We start from the raw sequence: 22,539 nt of genomic DNA, 5'->3' as shown, positions 1-22,539 counted from the left end.
CGCGACCCGACTCCCGCTTCGCAGACCTCACCAGGGGGACCTCCATGGACGCTTCCACCACGGCCCGCCGCCTCGGCCGGGCCGCCGCCCTCGCCGTCGCCGTCGTGCTCGCGGTCACCGCGTGCACCTCGGGCGGGGGCGGCTCCGCCGGTGACGTGGCCAAGAGCGAGCCGCCGCGACAGAACTCCCAGGACATCAACGCCAAGCCGCTGGACCAGGTCAAGGACGGCGGCGAGGTGCGCTTCGCGCTGGACCAGTGGATCACCCAGTGGAACCCGCTCCAGGTGGACGGCGGCTCCTACACCGACACGGTGGACCTCGTCCGGGCCCTGGAGCCCTCGCTGTTCGACACCGACGCCTCCGGGACCTTCCAGCCGAACCCGGACTTCCTGGTGGACGCCAAGGTCACCTCGACCTCGCCGCAGGTGATCACCTACAAGCTGAACCCCAAGGCCAAGTGGTCGGACGGCAAGCCGCTGAGCTACCTGGACTTCAAGGCCGACTGGCAGGCGAGCAACGGCAAGGACCCGGCGTACAACATCTACGACCCGTCCGGCTACGAGCTGATCTCCGCGGTCGAGCAGGGCGCCGACCCGAGCGAGGTGAAGGTCACCTTCTCGGAGCCGTACGCGGACTGGCAGAACCTGTTCCGCCCGCTGGTCCCGGCGGCCGGCATCGCCACCCCGGACGACTTCAACAAGGGCTGGGTGGAGAAGGTCCCGATCACCGCGGGCGCGCTGAAGATCGGTGTGGCGGACAAGACCGCGCAGACCATCAGCTTCGTCCCGGACCCGGCCTGGTGGGGCACCAAGGCCAAGCTCGACAAGATCACCTTCCGGGTGATGGACAAGGCGGCGAGCATCCAGGCGTACCTCAACAACGAGATCGACCTCGCCTCGGCCGGCACCGCCACCGCGTACGGGCAGCTCAAGGACGCCAAGGACACCGTGATCCGGGCCGCCAGCCCCTGGGACGAGGTGCACATCTCCTTCGGCGGCACCGGCGCGCTGGCGGACCAGCGGGTCCGCCAGGCGCTCGGCAAGGCGCTGGACCGCTCGGCGCTGATCAAGATCGCCAACAACGGGGTGCCGGTGGAGTTCAAGCCGCTCGGCAACCACATCATCATGCCCAACCAGGCCGGGTACCAGGACAACTCGGGCAGCTGGGCCACGTTCGACCTGGCCGCGGCGAAGAAGCAGCTGGACGACGCCGGCTGGAAGGACGCCGGCAGCGGGCAGCCGCGCACCAAGGACGGACAGCAGCTGGAACTGCACTGGGTGCTCAGCGACGGCTCCACGCAGGCCCAGCTCGACCTCGCCACCGCGGCGGCGGCGATGTGGCAGGCGGCCGGAGTCAAGGTCGACCTGGACAAGGTGGCCGCCAACGACTACTTCGCCAAGTACGTGACCCCGGGCAAGTTCGACGTCGCGAGCTGGCGCAACACCGACTCCTTCCCCAACTCCAAGAGCCTGGCCAACTTCCGCCTGCCGGTGGGCGACAACACCTTCAGCAACCCGTCCCGCCTGGGCACTCCGGAGATCGACGGCCTGCTGAAGAAGGCGGCCGGGACGGTCGACCCGGTGGAGGCCGCGAAGCTCTACAACCAGGCGGACGCGAAGATCTGGGAGCTCGGCCACACCGTCGAGCTCTACCAGCGCCCCGCCGTGGTCGCCGTCCGCAAGGGGCTCGCCAACTACGGCGCCTTCGGCCTCGCGCAGGAGGACTACAGCAAGGTCGGCTGGGAGAAGTAGCGGCTGAGGGCGACCCCGGGCGGGCCGCACGGCGGGCTCCGGCGAGCAGCGCACGGCACGCTCCGGCGAGCGCCGCACGGCAGGCTCTGGCGAGCAGCGCGGTGATCACGAGGCCGGTGGCGCGGACAGGGGAGGTCGGCTCTGCCGCCCCCGCTGTCCCGCCACCCGCCTTGACCTTCCGCGTTGCCCGCAGGCCGCCCGTGTCATGGGGCCCCGCAGGGCCCGCGCTCTTCCAACCGGGGACGAATGTAGCGGCGCTCTCCGGACTCCCGGGGCACCGCGCGCGGGGCGCGCCCGGAAACCCGTGAGCTGTCACCCAGTTCGCGCACCGAAGCGTCAACTACGGCTGACGGCAAGGAGAAAAGGGGCATACGGGGCGATCGCCTCCGGGGCCGTCCGGCCCCTGCCGGGCCCTTCCCGGGCCCCACCGGCCCTCCCCGGGTCGCGCGCCGGTGCGTGCGCCCGCGCCGGGCCGCTGCCAGGATGCGCGGGACGACCAGCCCCTCCCCGACCCCGGAGCAGCTCCGATGGCCAGTGACCCCGCCGCCGCGGCACCCCGCACGCACCCCGCCGACCCGCCGCCGGTGCGCCGGATGGTCCCGCGCGACCGCGACGAGCCGCACCGGGTCGCCACCCCGCTGGAACTCTTCTTCGACCTCTGCTTCGTGGTCGCGGTCGGCCAGGCGGGGCGCGAACTGGCCCACTCCCTCGCGGCCGGGCACTACGGGGAGGGGCTGCGCGGCTACGCGCTGGCGTTCTTCGCGATCTGGTGGGCGTGGATGAACTTCACCTGGTTCGCCTCCGCCTACGACTGCGACGACGTGCCGTACCGGCTCACCACGCTGGTGCAGATCGCCGGCGTGCTGATCCTCGCCGCCGGGGTGCCGAGGCTGTTCGCGACCCAGGACCTGGTGCTGGCGATCACCGGGTACGTGGTGATGCGCCTGGCGATGGTGACCCAGTGGCTGCGCGCGGCAGCCGGCGAGCAGGGCGAGGCGCGCCGGGTGGCACTGCGCTACGCGGTGGGGATCACGGTCTGCCAGGTCGGCTGGACGGTGGTGCTGTTCCTGCCGCACGACGTGCGGCCGTACGTCATCCCGGTCGGCGTGCTGTGCGAGCTGGCCGTGCCGGTGATCGCCGAGCTGCGGATGCAGACGTCCTGGCACCCGCACCACATCGCCGAGCGGTACGGGCTGTTCACCCTGATCGTGCTCGGCGAGACGGTGGCGGCGGCGACCGTCGCGGTGCAGTCGGCGGTGGACGGGCACGAGGGGCTGGCCCGGCTGGTGCCGGTCGCGATCGGCGGCCTGCTGATCTGCTTCTCCGCCTGGTGGATCTACTTCGCCCGGCCGGTCCACGCGCACCTGCGCTCCAACCGGCAGGCCTTCGCCTGGGGCTATGGGCACTACGTGGTGTTCGGCGCGGCGGCGGCGATCGGCACCGGGCTGGAGGTGGCGGTGGAGTCGGCCGTGCACACGGCGGAGATCTCCGAGCGGGCCGCCGCCGCGACGGTCACCGTGCCCACGGCGGTCTACCTGGCCACGGTCTGGTTCCTGCACTCCCGGCACACCAAGCGGGGCACGCTCGCCCAGTCGGTGGCACCGGTGGGGGCCGTCCTGGTGCTGTCCTGCACCGCGCTCGGCGTCTCCGGCGTACCGGCCGCGGGCCTGGTCTGCGCGCTGACGGTGGCGGTGGGCGTGCTGGTCCACAGCCGGGAGGGCCGCGCCCCGGCGGGCGAGCGGCACGGGGGCTAGCGGGGGCCCGCGGGGCCGCCGGCCGTGCAACGGGCGGCCGCCGGGCCGTGGTCGTACGGGCCGTGGTCGTACGGGCCCTGGTCGTCCCGGCCCTGGTCGTCCCGGCCGTGGTCGGGCGGCTCCGGCAGCACCGGTTCGTGCCGGGCCAGCCAGGCCGCGTAGGCCGGGTTGACGTTGGCCAGATCCAGGTAGGCGGCGCGCAGTTCGCCGTACAGGGCGTCCAGCGCGGGCGGGCTGAGCGCGTTCGGGCGCCAGGTGAAGAGGAGCCGGACGGCCAGCGGGTCGCCCTGTACCGGGCGGACGACCGTGCCGGGGGCCGGTGGCGAGGTCGGCTGGCAGGGGCGGACGGCCTCGCCGGAGGCGACCAGTTCGGCGGCGGTGGCGTTGTCCCGCACCTGCAGCACCCGGGGGTTGAGCCCGGCCAGGCTGAACACCCGGCGCATCGCCGCGTACTCGTGGTCGGCGGTCGGGTCGACCATCCAGGTGTCCCCGGCGAGGTCGGCGAGGCGGACGACGGGGCGGCCGGCGGCGGGGTGTCCGACGGCGAGCTCGACGAACTGCGGCTCGCGGTCCATGAGCACCCGCTGCTCGGCGTCCGGCGGCACCCGCAGCGGGAAGCCCTCGCTCTCGTGCACGAAGGCGACGTCGAGCTGGTCGGCGGCGACCATCCGCAGCAGCGCGCTGGCCGAGACGTCCACGTGGATGGTGGTGTCGGTGTCCGGCAGCCGCTCGTGCACCCGGCGCAGCCAGGCCGCGACCGCCCGGCTGCCGACACTGCCGATGCGCAGCCGCCGCTGTCGGCCGGGCCCGGTCGCGTCCCGGGCCTCCTGGCGGGCGGCGGCCACCAGGGCGGCCATCTCGGTGATCACCGGCCGGGCGCGGGAGAGCACCGAGTGGCCGAGCGCGGTCGGCCGGCTGCCGGTCTGCTCGCGGGTGAACAGGGTGCCGCCGATGGCCCGTTCGATGCGGTGCAGCTGGGTGGTGAGGGAGGGCTGGGTCATGCCGAGTTGGAGCGCGGCCTTGCGGAGGCTGCCGGTGTCGGCGATCGCGCACAGCACCCGGAGGTGTCTCACGTCGAGCTCCACGTCGGGAGCATAGACGGAACGGAGCCACCTCGCCAAGGACATGACAGGCAATCAAAGAGCCCGGCCGGCACCCGAGGACGAACCGGCGGACGGTCCGGCCGACCCGCACCGGTATGCGGCGGCGCTATCGCCGGTTGGCATCATCCGCGACGGGCCCGGGCGGGTCGAAGCTCAGGGGCAGCAACCCGCCACGGCCGCCAGCCGGGGCGGTCCCCCACCGTGCGCCGCCGCCGCACCCGGCCCCCACCGGCTCCGGCGACGCGGCGCACCGCGCATCAGGAGCCCCCACATGAAGCGATCCGTGCTGTCCGCCGCCCTGGGCCTAGCCCTCGCGGCCGGCCTCGCCACCCTGCCCGGCGCCGACGCCGCCACCACCGCGAACGCGGCCCCGGCCGCCCCGGCCGTGCAGGGCTACACCGCCTCGACGCACGCCGGCGCGGCCGCCGAGGCCGCACACAACCAGGCCTTCTTCCAAGCCGTGATGGCCTCGGTCAAGGCCAAGCGGGCCGCCGACCCGTGGCTGCAGACCGTCACCGTCACCTACGACACCGCCAACGCGCCCTCCTTCACCAGCCAGATCGCCGACGCGGCGCAGATCTGGAACGGCTCGGTGCACAACGTGCGGCTCCAGGAGACGGGCGGCACCGGCGACTACTCGTACTACGAGGGCAGCGACAGCCAGGGCTCGTACGCCAGCACCGACGGGCACGGCCACGGCTACGTCTTCCTCGACTACCAGCAGAACCAGGAGTACGACTCGGTGCGCGTCACCACCCACGAGACCGGGCACGTGCTCGGCCTGCCCGACGACTACTCGGGCCCGTGCAGCGAGCTGATGTCGGGCGGCGGCCCCGGCCCCTCCTGCACCAACCCCTACCCCGACGCCAACGAGCGCAGCCAGGTCGACTACCTGTGGGCGAACGGACTCGCGGCAGCGAACCGGCAGTCCCGGTAGCGAACCGGCAGTCCCGGTAGCCGCCCGGCCCGGTGCCGGGCAGCCCGGCGGTCGGGTTCGGCGCGGCGGGCCGCTCGGCCGGAATCAAGCGGCCCGCCGCTCCGGGTACTTCCCCGCTGGGGAGCGTAGCCGCCGCCGGAACGGAATGCCAGGGGCTCGGTTGGGTCAAGGCCAGGAAAAGTCGATCCAAAGTCCTTGAACGGCAGGGGTATTGCACGGGGCTATCGCGGATTGACATCATCCGCGCGCCCGCCGGCCTACCCGAAGCTCTGGGGACATCACCCGTTGACCAGGTGTCCCCCCACGCCGGCCCCCAACCGGCCACGGCACCACAGGAATCGGAGCCCCCACATGAAGCGATCCGTGCTGTCCGCCACCCTCGGCCTCGCCCTCGCGGCCGGCCTCGCCGTGCTGCCCGCCACCGCCGCGAACGCGGCCCCGGCCGCCCCGGCCGTACAGGGCTACACCGCCTCGACGTACGCCGGCTCGGCCGCCGAGACCGCGGACAACCAGGCCTTCTACCAAGCAGTGATGGCCTCCGCCAAGGCCAAGCAGGCCGCCAACCCGGGCCTGGCGACCGTCGTCGTCACCTACGACGCCAGCTCGGCCCCGACCTTCCGCAACCAGATATCCCAGGCCGCGCAGATCTGGAACAGCTCGGTCTCCAACGTCCAACTGCGCTCCGGCTCCGCCGCCGACTTCCGCTACTACGAGGGCAACGACAGCCGCGGCTCCTACGCCAGCACCGACGGCCACGGCAGCGGCTACATCTTCCTCGACTACCAGCAGAACCGGCAGTACAACTCGGTGCGGGTCACCGCCCACGAGACCGGGCACGTGCTCGGCCTGCCGGACCACTACTCGGGCCCGTGCAGCGAGCTGATGTCGGGCGGCGGCCCCGGCACCTCCTGCACCAACCCCTACCCGAACAGCACCGAGCGCAGCCGCGTCAACTCCCTCTGGGCGCGCGGCTGACGCTCGTGGCCGACCCGGGACCGGCCGCCCCGCGCGGCCGGTCCCGGGCGTTGTGGGCGCGTCACCGGCGCGGCGCGTCACCGGCGCGGCGCGTCGTCGGCGCGGTGCGTCGCCGGTCCGGCGGGTCGCCGATGCGGTGCGCCGCCGGTCCGGGGCCTTGTCGGTGCCGCGTGCGAGCATGCGGGCGAGACCCCTCCGCCCCGCCCGCCCTCGACTGCCAGGAGCCGCCGCCATGCCCCGTTCCGTCGCCGACCAGCTCGCCGACCTGCCGTACGCCGACCTGCTGAGCCCGCACACCGGGCCGTTGCGCGGCGACGAGCGGTACGACACCGCGCACTTCGACGGCGGGGAGCACACCGACGAGTCGGGCGCCGGGGCGGCCTTCCTGGAGTGCGCCTTCACCGGTGTCGCGCTCAGCGGGGTCAAGCTGCGCCAGGCGCGGTTCAACGAGGTCTGGGTTCAGGCCGGCCGCTGGGTGGCCTGCGACCTGAGCGACACCGAGTGGCAGGACAGCGCCTTCGTCGGCGGCGTGCTGGCCGGGATCGCCGGGTACGGCTCGGCGCTGCGCCGGGTGGTGTTCCGCGGCTGCAAGCTGGAGGCGGTCAACCTGCGGTCGGCCGTCCTGCGGGACGTCGTCTTCGAGGACTGCCTGCTGCGCGACGTGGACTTCGGCGAGGCGAAGCTCACCGGGGTGTCCTTCCCCGGCTCGACACTGGAGGAGGTCCGGCTGCGCGGAGCCACCCTGAGCAGGACCGACCTGCGCGGCGCCGTCCGGCTCGGCCTGGTCGACGGCCACCAGGGGCTGCGCGGCGCGGTGATCAGCTCGACGCAACTGCTGGAGCTGGCGCCCCAGTTCGCCCAGGCCCTGGGAATCGACGTGCAGGACCGCTGACCGCGGGCCCCGCCGCCACGACTCGGCCCCCCGTTCGCCCGGGCGTCGCTCGGTGACACCCGGGCGAACAGCGGGGGCCCCTGACGAACAGTCCGCCAACCCTGGTGCACGCATCTGGTGGCCGCACCGCGCGCGGTGGAGACTTCTCCGCGATCGATGAGCCCCGACTTGTGTACACAACATCACCAGTGAAGGGACGGGCTGGGCTGATGGCCGAGCTGAGTCGCAGGAAGTTCGTCACGCTGTCCGGGGCCGCCGCGGCCGGTCTCGCGGTGGCCGGCACCGGTGCCGCGGGAGCCGCCCCGGGCGCCGCCGCCGCAACCGCCTCCACCACCGCGCTCCGGCAGACCGGCACCATCACCGACGTGCAGCACGTGGTGATCCTGATGCAGGAGAACCGCAGCTTCGACCACTACTTCGGCATGCTGCGCGGCGTACGCGGCTTCGCCGACCGCAGCGCCATCCAGATCGCCGGCGGCTACAGCGTCTTCAACCAGCCCAACGGGCTGTTCGGCCGCCAGTACCCGTGGCAGTTCAGCCGGACCAAGCCGGCCGGCGGCGCCGACCCCGAGCGCCTGGCCCAGTGCAACGGGGACCTCTCCCACGGGTGGAGCGATCAGCACAGCGCGTGGAACGGCGGCAGGATGGACAACTGGGTCTCCGCCAAGGGCAACGTCCGCACGCTGGGCTTCCTCACCCGCCAGGACATCCCGTTCCACTACGCCCTCGCCGAGAACTGGACGATCTGCGACGCGTACCACTGCTCCGTCCTCAGCGCGACCGGCCCCAACCGCACCTACCACTGGTCCGGCACGATCGACCCGGCCGGTACGGCGGGCGGCCCGGCCTACGACGGCGGCGACGAGAAGGGCCTGCGCTGGCAGACGTACGCCGAGGCCCTGGAGAACGCCGGCGTGAGCTGGAAGGTCTACCAGAACGCCGCCGACAACTACGGTGACAACGCCCTGGCCTACTTCTCCCGGTTCGCCGACGCCCCGGCCGGCAGCGCGCCGGCGACCAAGGGCATGGGCTCGGTGCCCAAGGTCACCGGGAGGACTCCCGACGACATCGCCGCCGCGATCAAGGCCGACGTGCTGGCCGGCACCCTCCCGCAGGTCTCCTGGATCGTCCCCGACCAGGCCTCCTCCGAGCACCCGTACGCCACCCCGGCGGACGGCGCGCACTTCGTCCACATGGTCATCGACGCGCTCAACGCCGACCCGAACGTCTTCGACTCGTCCGTCCTGTTCGTCAACTACGACGAGAACGACGGCTTCTTCGACCACGTCCCCCCGCCCGCCGCCCCGGCCGGCACCCCCGGCGAGTTCTACAACGGCACCAACATCGGCCTCGGCTTCCGCGTACCGCTCATCGCCGTCTCGCCGTGGACGCGCGGCGGCTGGGTCAACTCCGAGACCTTCGACCACACCTCGGTCCTGCGCTTCCTGGAGGCCTGGACCGCCGCCCTCGGCACGCCCGCCAAGTGCGTCAACATCAGCGACTGGCGCCGCCGCGTCTGCGGCGACCTGACCAGCGTGTTCGACTTCGCCAACCCGGTCTACGGCCTGCCCGCGCTGCCCGACACCTCGCAGACCATCGGCCTGTCCGCCTGCGGCCCCCTGCCCAACCCCGCCCCGGTCGACAACCAGCTGCCGGTGCAGGAACCCGGCACCCGCCCGGCCCGCGCCCTGCCCTACCAGCCGAACGCCAACCTGGACCACCTGGAGTTCGGCTCGGCCGGGGTGATGAAGGTCTGGATCAGGATGGAGAACACGGGTGCGGCGGCGGTGAGGACCACGCACTTCGCGGCCTACGCCAACGCCTACCGCGGCGGCGGCCCCTGGCAGTACACCGTCGATGCCGGCGGCGCCACCAGCGACTTCTTCAACTGCGGCACCGGCTTCGGCGGCGGCCCGTACGACCTGACCGTCGTCGGCCCCAACCGGTTCCTGCGCCGCTTCAGGGGCGACGCCACCAAGGCGGGCAAGAACGCGGCCGTCACCGCCTCGTACGCGGTCGAACCGGGCACCGGCAAGCCGGCCGTCTACTTCAAGCTGGCCAACTCGGGCACTTCGCCGATGACCTTCACCATCGCCTCCGACAACTACCGCACGGACGGCCCCTGGACGTACCGGGTCCCGGCCGGCGGCAGCGTGAGCGACTACTTCAACGCGGTGGCGTACACCAACGGCTGGTACGACTTCACGGTGACCGTGGACGCGGACGGCAGTTGGTCCCAGCGCTTCACCGGCCACCTGGAGACCGGGGCCCCCAGCGTCACCGGCTGAGGCCGCCCGGGCTGTGGGGCGCCGGCGCCGTCCTCGGGCCGGTCGGGCCACCCGACCGGCCCGACCGGCGGGGGCGTTCAGGCGTACGGATCGCGCGGGAACCACGGGTCGCGGACCTCTCGGGGGCCGTGCGGCGTCTGCAGCGTCAGGGTGTACGGCGAGGCCGCGTACTCGGCCAACCGCACCCCGCCGTGTCGGGTCTCCAACTCGGCCTGCACCGGCACCGGCAGCTTGACGAGCGCCCGCCACAGTTGCAGCGCGTCGCGGCGGCTGACCGGCTGCGGGGCCCGCAGGACCAGCCGCAGCGGGGTCAGCGGCCCGGTGACCGGCAGCCCGGCGGCCAGTTCGTAGGCGACGGCGCCGACCGGGCCCCACGGCAGCCGGTGGTCCGACACCAGCCCGCCGACCTCCGGCAGCAGGGCCAGCGCCGGGACCTCGGCGATCCGCCCGGGTGCCAGCAGCTCCCGCCGCCCGATCAGCTGTTCGGGCCGCAGCGTCCGGGCGACCGCCGCCCAGGGTGCCAGGGCGTCGAGCCGTTGCCCGGGGTGCGGGCCGCGCACGGTCACGGGGAACCGGACTTCGGGCGCGGCCTCCACGTCCCTGGTGCAGCGCTCCGGGTGCGGCAGGTCGGCCGGGTGGCCGACGACGGCGGGCGCCCGGCCGACCGTCACCCACGGGTGCGTCCGCAGCACCACGCGCGCCCAGTCCGGCAGTTCGCCGCCCGCGAGGGGCCGCAGCGAGCCGGGGCACTGCATCAGCAGCAGGTCGTGCGCGCCGGGCAGCCGGCCGTCCAGGGCGGCGAGCGGGCCGACCCGTCGACGGGGTCCGCCGTGCGGGTCCTCGGCGGTGCGCCGGGCGTGGCTTCCGGAAGGTACGACGGTCACAGCGGGCTCCAGACGGTGGCGTCAGTTCGTCCGACGCCTCCACCCTGCGCCCGCCGGCTGCGCTCGCGCCACGGCCCTTGGGCGCTCCGACCAGGGACCAAGGACTCAACGTGCGGCCGTCGGAACCCGGTGTGAGAGTGGGGGCAGCCCGGTATTCCGACATTCCCTCTGGAGGAGGAGTCATGGGCATCTTCGACAGGCTGTTCCACCGGCCGCCGCAGCACGAGACCACCGGCGCGTACTCGTCCGAGCGCGCCGCCCTCGCCCACGACGAGGCCGCCGACGCGTACGGCGACGAGATCGAGCGCATCCGCCAGACCCAGGACCGGCTCACCCAGGAGCAGCGCTCCCAGGAGCGGCTCACCCAGGAGCGGCGCTTCCAGGAGGAGGCCGACCGGCGTGCCGCCGAGAACATGACGGCCGAGGGCGACCCCTGGGACTGACCCCACCGGAAGCGGCCCCCGCTCCCGTGACCCCCGCCCCCGCTGCCGTCACCGTGACCGTGGCGGCAGCGGGGGGCGGCGCAGGTCCGGCCGGGGCGTGGACTCCGGCGGGGGCACGGAGGCGGGCGCGTCCTCCAGCAGTTCCAGGGCGAGCTGGACGGCGGTGACGAGTTCGGGGTACCGCCCCCGGGCCCAGTCACGCGGGGTGCGCAGCACGTGGACGTCCGGTTCGACGCCCCGGTTCTCCACCGACCAGCCGAGGCCGCCGCCGAACCAGGAGGCGTTCTTCGGCACCGAGATCTGGGTGCCGTCGCCGAGGGTGTGCCGCCCGGACATGCCGACCACCCCGCCCCAGGTGCGGTTGCCGATGACGGGGCCGAGCCCGAGCAGTTTGATGGCCGCGATGATCACGTCCCCGTCCGAGCTGGTCGCCTCGTCGGCGAGGGCGACCAGCGGGCCGCGCAGCGCGTGCCGGGGCCACCGGACGGGCTGGCGGTCCCGGGTGAAGTCCCAGGCGAGGACGTGCCGGGTGAGTTTCTCCAGGACCAGTTCGGAGACGTTGCCGCCGGCGTTGCCGCGTACGTCCAGGACGAGTGCGGGCTTGTCCAGTTCGCGCCGCAGGTCCCGGTTGAACTGGGCCCAGCCGGAGCCGCCGAGGTCCGGGATGTGCAGGTAGCCGCACCGCCCGTCGCTGAACTCCCGTACCAGGGAGCGGCGTTTGGCCACCCAGTCCTGGTAGCGGATCGGCCGTTCGTCGGTCAGGGGGGTGACCGCGATCCGCCGGACCGGACCGTCCGGGGCGCTGCGCAGGGCGAGGTCCACGGTGGTGCCGCCGGTGCCGGCGAGCAGGGGCAGGGGTCCGCGCACCGGGTCCACCGGGCGGCCGCCGATCTCGACGAGTTCGTCGCCGTCCCGCACGCCCTGGGCGGCCAGCGGGGCCCGGGCGCGGGGGTCGGAGGATTCGCCGGGCAGCACCCGGCCGACCAGCCAGCGTCCGTCGGGGGAGCGGCGGGCGTTGGCGCCGAGCAGGCCGAGCGGCTGCCGGGCGAGGGTGGGGCCCTCGGCGCGCCGGGACGGGGTGACGTAGGCGTGCGAGGTGCCCAGTTCGCCGAGGAGTTCGCGCAGCAGGTCGGCGAAGTCGTCGGGTGAGCAGACGCGTTCCAGCAGGGGTTCGTACTGGGCGACGAGGGCGGGCCAGTCCAGGCCGCACATCCCCTCGTCCCAGAACTGGTCGCGGACGATCCGGGCGGCCTCGTGGTAGGCCTGGCGCCACTCGGCGGCCGGGTGCACGGTGTGGGTGATCCGGCGCAGGTCGACGCCGGTGCCGACGGCGGGGGCGGCGACCGGGATCACCCGGAGCGTCCCGGCCGAGTAGACGGCGATCGTGCCGCCGTCGCCGGAGACGGCGTAGCCGTCCAGGTTGTCCACCAGCGTGCTGCGGGTGCCCCGGGCCAGGTCGAAGTACTCCAGCGAGGGGCGGCCCGAGGTGTCCTCCGGGCCGGCGAAGGTCTGCCCGAGGGTGCCGGAGATCGGCCAGCGCAGCCAGACGAGGCCGCCGCGCACCGCGTCGGTGGCCGAGTACTTGGAGGCGATCACCGGGAACTGCAGCAGCCGGTCGCCGATGCCTTCGGGGTCGACCCGGACGGTGCCGTCGCCGCCGCCGTTGCCGTGCGGGGCGCCGTCGTCGACGGGGGCGGCGAACGGCGAGGGCGTGTCGGCGGTGAGCGGCACGAGGTACGGGCGGCAGCCGACCGGGAAGGAGAGGTCGCCGGTGTGCACGTCGTGGACGGGGTCGAAGCCGCGCCAGGAGAGGAAGGCCAGGTAGCGGCCGTCCCGGGTGAACACCGGCTGCTCGTCCTCGAAGCGGCCGTCGGTGACCTCGGTGGTCGGCGCGGGCGTGTCGGTGCGGGTGAGCCTGATCCGGCGCAGCGAGCGGCCGGCGACCGGTTGGGACCAGGCGATCCAGTGTGAGTCCGGGGAGAAGCGGGCGCTGGAGACCGGCCCGTAGCCGGAGGCGGCGAGCTCGCGGACCTCGCCGTCGGCGGCGCGGACCAGCAGCAGCCGCCCGTCCGAGGAGGAGGCGGCGAGGTGGCTGCCGTCGGGGGAGGCGGTGAGCTCCAGGACGCGGCCGAGCCGCCCGGTGGCGAGTGCCCGGTGGCGGTGCTTCTCGCCGCCCTCGTGCCCGGGCAGCGGCATCACCTCGATCGCGTCGGCGCCGTGGGCGTCGGTGATCCAGGCGGCCTCGCCGGTGTGGCCGAGCACGACGGGGAGCCGGGTCCGCACGCCCGGGGTGTCGGCGAGCGCGCGGGCCGGGCCGTCCTTGTGGGTGAGCCAGTACTGGCTGCCGCGCACGGTGACCACCCCGGCCCGGCCGGTCTGGTCGCAGGCGAGGTCCTTGACCTGGGTGGCAGCGCTGACCTGGTACGGGCGGCGCCCGGCCCGGGCGCCGCCGAGCGGGACGTGCAGCCGGCGGGGGGCGGGCGCGTCCAGGCCGTCGAGCAGCCAGAGGTCGCCGGCGTGCTGGTAGACGATCCGGGTGCCGTCGGTGGCGGCCTCGCGGGCGTAGTAGGAGGCGTGGTCGGTGTGCCGGCGCAGGTCGGTGCCGTCGGGGCGGCAGGAGTAGAGGTTGCCGATGCCTTCGTGGTCGGAGAGGAAGGCGACCCGCCCGCCGACGGGCATGGGGTTGGCGAGGTGTCCGGCGTGGTCGGGCAGGATCCGGTCGCCGTCGGCCCAGAGCCGGCCGGTGGCGCCGCCCCGGTACCGCTTCCAGGCGGCGGGTTCGTGCGGGGCGGAGCCGGTGAGCAGCACGGTCCGTTCGCGGCTCATCTGGGCGTCGCCGACGGGGCCCCAGGGCATCCGGCGGCCGGGGGAGCCGTCCGGCGGCAGGGCGTGCGCCCAGGTGTAGTGGCCGAAGGGCTCGTGGTAGGAGGTGACGGCCAGGACCTCGCCGTCGGGCAGCCAGCCCCGGACCCGGGTGTCCTGGCTGCCCCAGTAGCTGAGCCGCCGGGCCTCGCCGCCGTCGACGGGGGCGGTCCACACCTCGGGGGCCAGGCTCAGCCAGCTGGTCCAGGCGAGGGTGGCGCCGTCGGGGGAGAGGCGGGGGTGGCTGACCCGGGTCCGGTCGCAGGTGACCCGCCAGGCCCGGCCGGTGGAGCCGGCGTCGGCGTCCAGCGGGGCGATCCACACGTCGTCCTCGGCGGTGAAGGTCAGCAGGCCGCCGTTCAGGTGCGGGTGGCGGAGGTAGCCGGGCGAGGTCACCCCTCCATCCTTCGACGGGGTGTCACAACCGGCAACCGGGGCGGGCGGCCGGGACGGCCGGGGGCCGCTCGAACCGGTCTGGACCATTGACAGCGCCCCGCCGGATCCACTTCAGTGGTCTAGTCCAACTCGGGTGCCGGGCCGGGCCGTTCCCCACCCCCACGCGCCCCGGCGCGCCCTCGGACGTCCCCCACGACCGTGCCACCGCAGGAGCGCCCGCATGCGCAGAACCACACCCCCACACCGCCGCGCCGCACTCGCCGCCGGAACCGCCTCCGCCGTCGCCGCAGCCGCCCTGGTCGGCGTCACCCTGGGCCTCGCCCCCGCCGCCTCGGCCGGCGAGTTCCTGGCCAACGGCGGCTTCGAATCGGGCTCGCTCGGCCCCTGGAACTGCTCCGGCGGCACCGGCAGCGTCGTCACCGGCCCGGTGCACGGCGGCAGCCGCGCGCTCGCCGCCGCGGCCACGGCCGGCGACACCGCCCAGTGCGGCCAGACCGTCACCGTCACCCCCGGCACCACCTACACCCTCAGCGCCTACGTCAACGGCTCGTACGTCTACCTCGGCGTCGACGGCGGTGGCCCCAGCACCTGGACGCCCGGCACCGGCGGCTCCTACCAGAAGCTCAGCCTCACCTTCACCACCGGCGCCACCCAGACCAGCGCCACCGTGTACACGCACGGCTGGTACGGCCAGGGCACCTACTACGCGGACGACGTCTCGCTGGACGGCCCGGGCGCCCCCAGTCCGACACCGACACCGACGCCCACACCCACGGCCACACCCACGCCCACACCCACGGCCACGCCCACGCCCACGCCCACCGTGACCCCGACCGGCACCCCCACCACCCCGCCCGCCGGCAGCCACGCCCTGGTCGGCTACCTGCACGCGAGCTTCGCCAACGGTGCCGGCTACACCCGGATGGCCGACGTCCCGAACTCCTGGGACTTCATCGACCTCTCGTTCGGCGAGCCCACCTCCGTCACCTCCGGTGACATCCGCTTCAACCGCTGCCCGGCCACCGAGTGCCCGACCGCCGAGTCCGACGCCGACTTCAAGGCCGCCATCGCCGCCAAGCGCGCCCAGGGCAAGAAGGTGCTGATCTCGATCGGCGGCCAGAACGGGCAGGTCCGGCTGACCACCACGGCGGCCCGCGACACCTTCGTCAGCTCCGTCTCGGCGATCATCGACAAGTGGGGTCTGGACGGGCTGGACATCGACTTCGAGGGCCACTCGCTCTCCCTCGACACCGGCGACACCGACTTCAGACACCCGACCAGCCCGGTCATCGTCAATCTGATCTCCGCGCTGAAGACCCTCAAGGCCACGTACGGCCCGGGCTTCGTGCTGACCATGGCGCCGGAGACCTTCTTCGTCCAACTCGGCTACCAGTACTACGGGTCCGGCCCCTGGGGCGGCCAGGACCCGCGCGCCGGGGCGTACCTGCCGGTGATCCACGCGCTGCGCGACGACCTCACCCTGCTGCACGTCCAGGACTACAACTCCGGGTCCGTCATGGGCCTGGACAACCAGTACCACTCCATGGGCGGCGCCGACTTCCACGTCGCGATGACCGACATGCTGCTCAAGGGCTTCCCGGTGGCGGGCGACACCGCCAACGTGTTCCCGGCGCTGCCCGCCGCCAAGGTCGCCATCGGCATGCCGGCCACCACGAACGCGGGCAACGGCTACGTCGCCCCCGCCGAGGTCGACAAGGCGCTGGACTGCCTCACCAAGCTCACCGACTGCGGTGCGTACGTGCCGCGTTCGGGCGCCCAGCCGAACCTGCGCGGGCTGATGGCCTGGTCGGTCGACTGGGACCGGTTCGGCGGCCGGGAGTTCTCCCGGAACTTCGACGCCTACTTCGGCCGCTGATCCGGGGTTCCGGATCCCCTGGCCGCGGAGCCCCGACGCCGCGGAGCCCCGACGTCCCGGGGGCCCGACGCCCCGGGGGCCGTGCCTGAACCTCTTGAACCTCACACCGGTGTCAGGTCCAAGCATGGTCCCCATGGCGACCACACAGCTCCCCGATCAGGTGTCCCGCAAGTCCTTCCCGCTCCCCGCCCTGCTCGCCCTGGCCACGGCGGTCTTCGTCACCGCGCTCACCGAGACCCTGCCCGCCGGCGTCCTGCCGGGGATGGGCCGGGCCCTCGGCGTCAGCGAGTCGGCTGCCGGGCAGACCGTCACCGTCTACGCGATCGGGACCGCCGTCACCGCGATCCCGCTCACCGCGGCCACCGCCGGCTGGAACCGCAAGAGGCTGCTGCTCACCGCCATGGCCGGCTTCGCCGTGGCCAACACGGTGACCGCGGCCTCCGCCGACTACCCGCTCACGATGGCCGCCCGCTTCCTCGCGGGCGTCGCTGCGGGCCTCGCCTGGGCGCTGCTGGCCGGTTACGCCCGTCGGCTGGTGCCGGCCGAGCAGCAGGGCCGGGCGATGGCCGTCGCAATGGCGGGTGTGCCGGTGGCGCTGTCGCTCGGAGTGCCGATCGGCACGTTCCTGGGCCGGATGCTCGGCTGGTGGGTGCCCTTCCTGGCCATGACGGCACTGGCGGTCGGCGTGATCGGCTGGATCGCGGCGCTGCTGCCCGACCTGCCCGGACGGCCGGCCGGCGAGCGCGCGCCGGTCCGACGCGCACTGACCGTGCCCGGCGTGGTGCCGGTGCTCGGCGTGACGGTGCTCTTCGTGCTCGCGCACACCATCCTGTTCACCTACATCGCGCCCTTCCTCGAGGGGGCCGGCCTCGGCGGTGCCACCGGCACGGTGCTGCTGGTCTTCGGCCTGGCCTCGCTGGTGAGCATCTGGACCGTCGGCGCCCACATCCACCGCCGGCTGCGGCAGTTGACGATCGGCGGCACGCTGCTGGTCGCGGTGACGGCGGGCATCCTCGCGGTGGGGTCCGGCAGCGCGCCGCTGCTGTACCTCGCGGCGCTGCTCTGGGGCCTCGGCTGGGGCGGCGCCCCGACCCTGCTGCAGACCGCCGTCGGCGACGCGGGCGGCGAGCAGCAGGACGCCGCCCAGGCGATGCTGGTCACCCTGTGGAACGTCGCGATGGCCGGCGGCGGGGTGGTCGGCGGCGTCGTCCTGGGCCGTCTGGGCACGGGCGCCCTGCCCTGGACGGTCCTCGCGCTGATGCTCCCCGTCCTCACCGTGGTCGTCGGTGCCCGCCGACACGCCTTCCCGCCGGTGCGGCGCTGACCCGCTTCCCGTCCTCCCGCCGTCCCCGCACGGGCGCGGACGGGCGCGGACGGCGACGGACGTGCAAGGCGAAACGCCGGAAGGCCCCTCGCTTTCGCAAGGGGCCTTCCGGCTGTCTGTGCGCCGCCAGGGACTCGAACCCCGGACCCGCTGATTAAGAGTCAGCTGCTCTAACCAACTGAGCTAGCGGCGCCTGCTGACCTGGAGAACATTACCTGGTCAGCGGCCGGAACACACAATCGGCCCGGAGGGGAGCCCGAGGGGCCCGGGGGATCACATGGTCAGCACCACCTTGCCCCGGACGTGCCCGGTGCCGACCAGCCGGTGGGCCTCGGCGGCCCGCTCCAGCGGTAGGGCCTCGGAGACCTCCAGCCGAAGGCCGCCCGACTCCCAGAGCCGGACCAGTTCGGCCAGCCGCTCGGCCGTGCGCGGCGCCCGCAGCTGCCGGACGCCCAGCCGCCGGGCACCCGGGTAGTCGACCACGGTGCCGATCCGGTTCAGGTCGGCCACCAGCTCGACCGAGGCCTCCAGCGCGCCCCGCCCGGCCGCGTCGAAGGCCGCGGTCACGCCCTGGGGCGCCGCCGCCCGCACCCGCTCGACGAGGCCCTCCCCGTACGCGACCGGCACCGCGCCCAGCTCGCGCAGATAGGCGTGGTTGCGTTCGCTCGCCGTGCCGACCGCGGTGGCGCCCCACGCAAGGGCCAGCTGGACGGCCACCGTGCCGACCCCGCCCGAGGCGCCGTGCACCAGCACGGTGTCGCCGGGGCCGACGCCGAGCAGGGTGAGCGCGACGTGCGCGGTCTGGCCGGAGGCGGAGAGCGAGCCGGCCTGTTCCCAGGGCATCCCGGCCGGCTTGGCGACCAACTGGGCGGCGTCCACCGTGACCAGCTCGGCCTGGCTGTGCAGCAGCCGGAAGCCCAGCACCTCGTCGCCGACCGCCCAGTGGCCGCTGTCCGGCCCCAGCCGCTCCACCACCCCGGCGAACTCGTTGCCGAGGACGAACGGCGGCTCGGCCGTCACCCCCGGCGGCCGGAACCCCTCCCGGATCGCGAGGTCCACCGGCTGCACCCCGGCGGCGTACACCCGCACCCGCACCTGGCCCGGGCCGGGCTCCGGATCGGGCACCTCGACGACCCGCAGGACCTCCGGACCGCCGGACTCCGTCACGGTGACCGCCTTCATGTCTGCTCCCGCCCTCTCGACCATTCCACTGCTCGACCGCTCGACCATTCCGTTGCTCGACCGCTCGACCGCTCGACCGCTCGACCGCTCGACCGCTCGACCGCTCGACCGCCCTGATCCTCGAACGTGAAGTGGACTTGAGGTCAACCCCGCCTGTGCGGCGAGTCTCCACTGATGGGCGCATTGTCAGATTTATCCTGGCGGCGCTCGGCCGTCCGTCGTCGAGAGGAACCCCCCGTGGGCCAGCTGCCCCTGTTCTTCCTGGTGCTGCTCGCCTCCGTGGTCACCATGCCGCTCGGCCGCAAGACCGGTGTGCCGCAACCGGTCCTGATGACCCTGCTCGGCATCGTCATGGCACTCGTCCCGCAGATCCCGGACGTCACCATCGAGCCCGAGCTGATCCTCCCGCTGGTCCTGCCGCCACTGATCTTCGCCGTCGCCCGGCGCTCCTCCGTGCGGTACTTCAAGGCCAACATCCGCTCGATCCTGCTGCTGGCCGTCGCCCTGGTCGTGGTCACCACCGTCGCGGTGGCCGCCACCGTGCACTGGCTGCTGCCGGCCCTCCCCCTCGCTGCCGCCATCGCGGTCGGCGCGCTGGTCTCCCCGCCCGACCCGGTCGCCGCCGTCGCGGTGGCCGACAGCATCGGACTGCCCCGCCGCCTGGTGGCGATCCTGGAGAGCGAGGGCCTGTTCAACGACGTCACCGCGATCGTCATCTACTCGCTGGCGATCGAGGCCATGGTCAGCGGCGACTTCTCGGTCGGCGACGCGGTGCTGCGCTTCGTCCTGTCCGCGGTGCTGGCCGTGGCCGTCGGCGTGGCGCTCGGCTGGATCAACGCCAAGCTCTCCGAACGCCTGGACGACCCGACGCAGCAGGTCGCCCTCAACCTGCTGGTGCCCTTCGCCGCCTACACCCTGGCCGAGGAGATCCACGGCTCCGGCGTGCTCGCCGTCGTGGTCTGCGCGCTCTACCTGGCCGAGCGGGCCTCCGACGCCGACGCGGTCTCCTACCGCCTGGTGGGCAACGCCTTCTGGGAGGTGGTCGAGATCCTGATCACCGGAGTCGCCTTCGGCCTGATCGGCCTGGAGCTGGCCACCGTGCTCAAGGAGGCCGGCCGCGGCTGGACCGGCTTCATCGGCGACGCCGCCGTGGTGATCGCCGTCGTCGTGCTGGTCCGGCTGCTGTGGCTGCTGCCGGCCGGCTGGCTCTCGCGCAGGCTGCGCAGCGGCGACGACGAGGACACCCCCTTCAGCTGGAGGGAGAGCGTGATCCTCTGGTGGTCCGGCATGCGGGGCGTGGCCACCGTCGCCCTGGCCCTCGCCGTCCCGCTCACCCTGCACTCCGGCGCCGAGTTCCCCGAACGCGGCCGGCTGGTCTTCGTCGCCTTCAGCGTGGTCCTCTTCACGCTGCTGGTGCAGGGCCTGACCCTGCCCTGGCTGGCCAAGCGGTTCGAACTGGACATCGACCAGGACAAGCACGAGCAGGCCGTCCGTCAGCTCTGGTGGCGGGCCGCCAAGGCCGGGCTCAGACGGCTCGGCGAGCTGGAGGAGCAGGACCGGCTCCCGGGCGAGGTCGCCGACCGCCTGCGGGACCGTCAGCACGACCGGCTGGCCCGGCTCTGCCCGGAGAACTACGCCGAGGAGGAGGCCGCCGAGGCCAAGCTGCGGCTCTCCCAGTGGCGGGCCGCCCGGGAGGTCGAGCAGGAGATGATCGCCGCCTCCCGCCGCGAGATGCTCGCCGCCCGCAGCGAGCCCGGCGCCGACCCGGAGCTGGTCGACCGGGTGCTGCGCGGGCTGGACCTGCGCTCGGAGCGCAGATGACGGCGGAGCGGGCACCGCGGGGTGACGCGGAGCGGCAAACCGCGAGGTGACGGCCCGTCCGCCGTGGCGGGGCGGAATGTGCGCGACCACCCCCGGGGTTGCATAGGCTGAACCCGGGCAGGCCGTCAACGGAGTCGGCGCACCACCAGTACCCGCACGACCTCGCGCAGGCCCTTTGCTGCCTGGCCCTCACGCCTGGCCCTGCCGGTTTCTGCACCCAGATGAATCGAGGACACACCGATGTCGGAGACCCGCGCCGACGCCCGCACCCCGCTCGACCGCACCCCGCTCGACCGCACCCCGCTCGACCGCACCCCGCAGTGGGCCGCCCTGGCCAAGCACCGGGCCGAACTGGGCGACACCCACCTGCGCGAGCTGTTCGCCGCCGATCCGGAGCGCGGCCGCCGCTACACCCTCCAGGTCGGCGACCTGCACGTGGACTACGCCAAGCACCTGGTCACCGACGGGACGCTGGAGCTGCTGCGCGAACTCGCCGCCGCGACCGGCGTCGCCGAGCTGCGGGACGCGATGTTCCGTGGCGAGAAGATCAACATCACCGAGCACCGCGCCGTCCTGCACACCGCTCTGCGGGCCCCGCGCGGCGCCGTGATCGAGGTCGACGGCGAGAACGTGGTGCCCGCCGTGCACGCCGTCCTCGACAAGATGGCCGGCTTCGCCGAACGGGTCCGCAGCGGCGAGTGGAAGGGCCACACCGGCAAGCCGATCCGCGCCGTCGTCAACATCGGCATCGGCGGCTCCGACCTCGGCCCCGCGATGGCCCACGAGGTGCTCCGCTCGTTCACCAAGCGCGACCTCGACGTCCGCTTCGTCTCCAACGTCGACGGCGCCGACCTCCACGAGGCCGTCCGCGACCTCGACCCGACCGAGACCCTGTTCATCGTCGCCTCGAAGACCTTCACCACCATCGAGACCATCACCAACGCGGTCTCCGCCCGGGACTGGCTGCTCGGCGGCCTCGGCGCCGGCCAGGAGGCGGTCGCCAAGCACTTCGTCGCGCTGTCCACCAACGCGCAGGGCGTGCAGGACTTCGGTATCGACACCGCCAACATGTTCGAGTTCTGGGACTGGGTCGGCGGCCGCTACTCCTACGACTCGGCGATCGGCCTCTCGCTGATGGTCGCCATCGGCCCGGACGCCTTCCGCGAGATGCTGGACGGCTTCCACCTGGTCGACGAGCACTTCCGCACCGCCCCGCCGGAGCGCAACGTCCCGCTGCTGCTCGGCCTGCTGGGCGTCTGGTACGGCGCGTTCTTCGACGCCCAGGCGCACGCAGTGCTGCCGTACTCGCACTACCTGTCCAAGTTCACCGCCTACCTGCAGCAGCTGGACATGGAGTCCAACGGCAAGTCGGTGACCCGCGACGGCACCCCGGTGGACTGGCAGACCGGCCCGGTGGTCTGGGGCACGCCCGGCACCAACGGCCAGCACGCCTACTACCAGCTGCTGCACCAGGGCACCAAGGTGATCCCGGCCGACTTCATCGGCTTCGCCAAGCCCGTCGCCGACCTGCTCCCGGGCCTGGTCGCCCAGCACGACCTGCTGCTGGCCAACTTCTTCGCCCAGACCCAGGCGCTGGCCTTCGGCAAGACCCCGGAGGAGGTCGCCGCCGAGGGCGTGCCGGCCGAACTCGTCCCGCACAAGACCTTCAAGGGCAACCACCCGACCACCACCATCCTGGCCGGCGAGCTGACCCCCTCGGTGCTCGGCCAGCTGGTCGCGCTCTACGAGCACAAGGTGTTCGTCCAGGGCGCGATCTGGAACATCGACTCCTTCGACCAGTGGGGCGTCGAGCTGGGCAAGGTGCTCGCCAAGCGGATCGAGCCGGTCCTGCTGACCGGCGAGGGCGCGGAGCAGCTGGACAGTTCCACCGCCGAGCTGGTCGCCCGCTACCGGGCACTGCGCGGCCGCTGAACCCCGGCGGGGCCGTCCGCTCCGGCGGGCGGTCCCGCTCCGGGTCCGCCTCGGGACGGCCCGGGCGGGCCCCGGTCCGGCTCGCGGCCTGGAAACGCCGGAAGGCCCCTCGCTTTCGC

The 22,539-nt window shown here is 73.6% G+C and carries 15 protein-coding genes and 1 tRNA gene; 11 read left to right on the top strand and 5 right to left on the bottom strand.

Going from position 1 to position 22,539, the window contains the following annotated elements:
- The first annotated feature begins 44 nt into the window (after window positions 1-44).
- Both IF30_RS0117430 and IF30_RS0117425 read left to right on the top strand, forming a co-directional pair.
- Window positions 45-1,751: an ABC transporter family substrate-binding protein gene (locus tag IF30_RS0117430; protein WP_030238744.1), complete on the top strand. Its 1,707-nt coding sequence runs from the start codon at window positions 45-47 to the stop codon at window positions 1,749-1,751.
- 527 nt (window positions 1,752-2,278) lie between these two features.
- Entirely contained in the window at window positions 2,279-3,505 is a 1,227-nt protein-coding gene (locus IF30_RS0117425) for a low temperature requirement protein A (RefSeq protein ID WP_030238741.1), read from the top strand.
- Here the strand turns inward: IF30_RS0117425 and IF30_RS0117420 are convergent.
- Complete coding sequence (locus IF30_RS0117420; RefSeq protein WP_234322735.1) at window positions 3,502-4,590, bottom strand: LysR family transcriptional regulator; 1,089 nt, start codon at window positions 4,588-4,590, stop codon at window positions 3,502-3,504. The genes IF30_RS0117425 and IF30_RS0117420 overlap by 4 nt on opposite strands.
- A 289-nt stretch (window positions 4,591-4,879) precedes the next feature.
- Between IF30_RS0117420 and snpA (IF30_RS0117415) the strand changes: the two genes are divergently transcribed.
- The 4 genes from snpA (IF30_RS0117415) (at window position 4,880) to IF30_RS0117400 (ending at window position 9,700) form a co-directional block, all read left to right on the top strand.
- The gene (snpA, locus tag IF30_RS0117415; RefSeq protein WP_030238735.1) at window positions 4,880-5,545 is read left to right on the top strand and encodes a snapalysin; all 666 of its coding nucleotides are present in this window, start codon (window positions 4,880-4,882) and stop codon (window positions 5,543-5,545) included.
- A gap of 351 nt (window positions 5,546-5,896) precedes the next feature.
- The gene (gene snpA / locus IF30_RS0117410; protein ID WP_030238732.1) at window positions 5,897-6,520 is read left to right on the top strand and encodes a snapalysin; all 624 of its coding nucleotides are present in this window, start codon (window positions 5,897-5,899) and stop codon (window positions 6,518-6,520) included.
- 232 nt (window positions 6,521-6,752) lie between these two features.
- Window positions 6,753-7,412 carry a pentapeptide repeat-containing protein gene (locus IF30_RS0117405; protein ID WP_030238729.1) on the top strand — a complete coding sequence of 220 codons (660 nt, stop codon included), beginning with the start codon at window positions 6,753-6,755 and terminating at the stop codon, window positions 7,410-7,412.
- Between the two features lie 209 nt (window positions 7,413-7,621).
- Complete coding sequence (locus tag IF30_RS0117400) at window positions 7,622-9,700, top strand: phosphocholine-specific phospholipase C (protein ID WP_030238727.1); 2,079 nt, start codon at window positions 7,622-7,624, stop codon at window positions 9,698-9,700.
- A gap of 77 nt (window positions 9,701-9,777) precedes the next feature.
- Here the strand turns inward: IF30_RS0117400 and IF30_RS43715 are convergent, their stop codons facing one another.
- Window positions 9,778-10,584, bottom strand: a complete 807-nt coding sequence (locus IF30_RS43715; protein WP_051710476.1) for a phosphoribosyl-dephospho-CoA transferase MdcG domain-containing protein — start codon at window positions 10,582-10,584, stop codon at window positions 9,778-9,780.
- Window positions 10,585-10,766: 182 nt separating this feature from the next.
- On the opposite strand from IF30_RS43715, the gene IF30_RS0117390 reads away from it, so the two are divergent.
- Window positions 10,767-11,027, top strand: coding sequence for a hypothetical protein (locus tag IF30_RS0117390; RefSeq protein ID WP_030238721.1), 261 nt, complete (start codon window positions 10,767-10,769; stop codon window positions 11,025-11,027).
- A 48-nt stretch (window positions 11,028-11,075) separates the two neighbouring features.
- Here IF30_RS0117390 and IF30_RS0117385 read toward each other — a convergent pair whose 3' ends face one another.
- A complete protein-coding gene (locus IF30_RS0117385; RefSeq protein WP_030238718.1) occupies window positions 11,076-14,285 on the bottom strand; it encodes a S41 family peptidase in 3,210 nt (1,069 codons plus the stop codon).
- A gap of 220 nt (window positions 14,286-14,505) precedes the next feature.
- Between IF30_RS0117385 and IF30_RS0117380 the strand changes: the two genes are divergently transcribed.
- Together IF30_RS0117380 and IF30_RS0117375 are read left to right on the top strand one after the other, a co-directional pair.
- Window positions 14,506-16,161, top strand: coding sequence for a chitinase (locus tag IF30_RS0117380; protein ID WP_030238715.1), 1,656 nt, complete (start codon window positions 14,506-14,508; stop codon window positions 16,159-16,161).
- 133 nt (window positions 16,162-16,294) lie between these two features.
- The gene (locus tag IF30_RS0117375) at window positions 16,295-17,485 is read left to right on the top strand and encodes an MFS transporter (protein WP_030238711.1); all 1,191 of its coding nucleotides are present in this window, start codon (window positions 16,295-16,297) and stop codon (window positions 17,483-17,485) included.
- A 119-nt stretch (window positions 17,486-17,604) separates the two neighbouring features.
- Here IF30_RS0117375 and IF30_RS0117370 read toward each other — a convergent pair.
- Together IF30_RS0117370 and IF30_RS0117365 are read right to left on the bottom strand one after the other, a co-directional pair.
- Window positions 17,605-17,678: transfer RNA gene (locus tag IF30_RS0117370), tRNA-Lys, on the bottom strand.
- Window positions 17,679-17,758: 80 nt separating this feature from the next.
- Window positions 17,759-18,667 carry an NADP-dependent oxidoreductase gene (locus tag IF30_RS0117365; protein WP_030238708.1) on the bottom strand — a complete coding sequence of 303 codons (909 nt, stop codon included), beginning with the start codon at window positions 18,665-18,667 and terminating at the stop codon, window positions 17,759-17,761.
- Window positions 18,668-18,904: 237 nt separating this feature from the next.
- Between IF30_RS0117365 and IF30_RS0117360 the strand changes: the two genes are divergently transcribed.
- Together IF30_RS0117360 and pgi are read left to right on the top strand one after the other, a co-directional pair.
- Entirely contained in the window at window positions 18,905-20,488 is a 1,584-nt protein-coding gene (locus IF30_RS0117360; protein WP_030238705.1) for a Na+/H+ antiporter, read from the top strand.
- Window positions 20,489-20,728: 240 nt separating this feature from the next.
- Window positions 20,729-22,420 carry a glucose-6-phosphate isomerase gene (pgi, locus tag IF30_RS0117355; protein ID WP_030238703.1) on the top strand — a complete coding sequence of 564 codons (1,692 nt, stop codon included), beginning with the start codon at window positions 20,729-20,731 and terminating at the stop codon, window positions 22,418-22,420.
- The last annotated feature ends 119 nt before the right edge of the window (window positions 22,421-22,539 follow it).

It is taken from the genome of Streptomyces sp. NRRL S-350 (genome assembly GCF_000719705.1).
Lineage (GTDB): Bacteria > Actinomycetota > Actinomycetes > Streptomycetales > Streptomycetaceae > Kitasatospora.
Note: the sequence above shows the minus strand (reverse complement) of the source record. Positions and strands in the feature narration are given on the sequence as shown.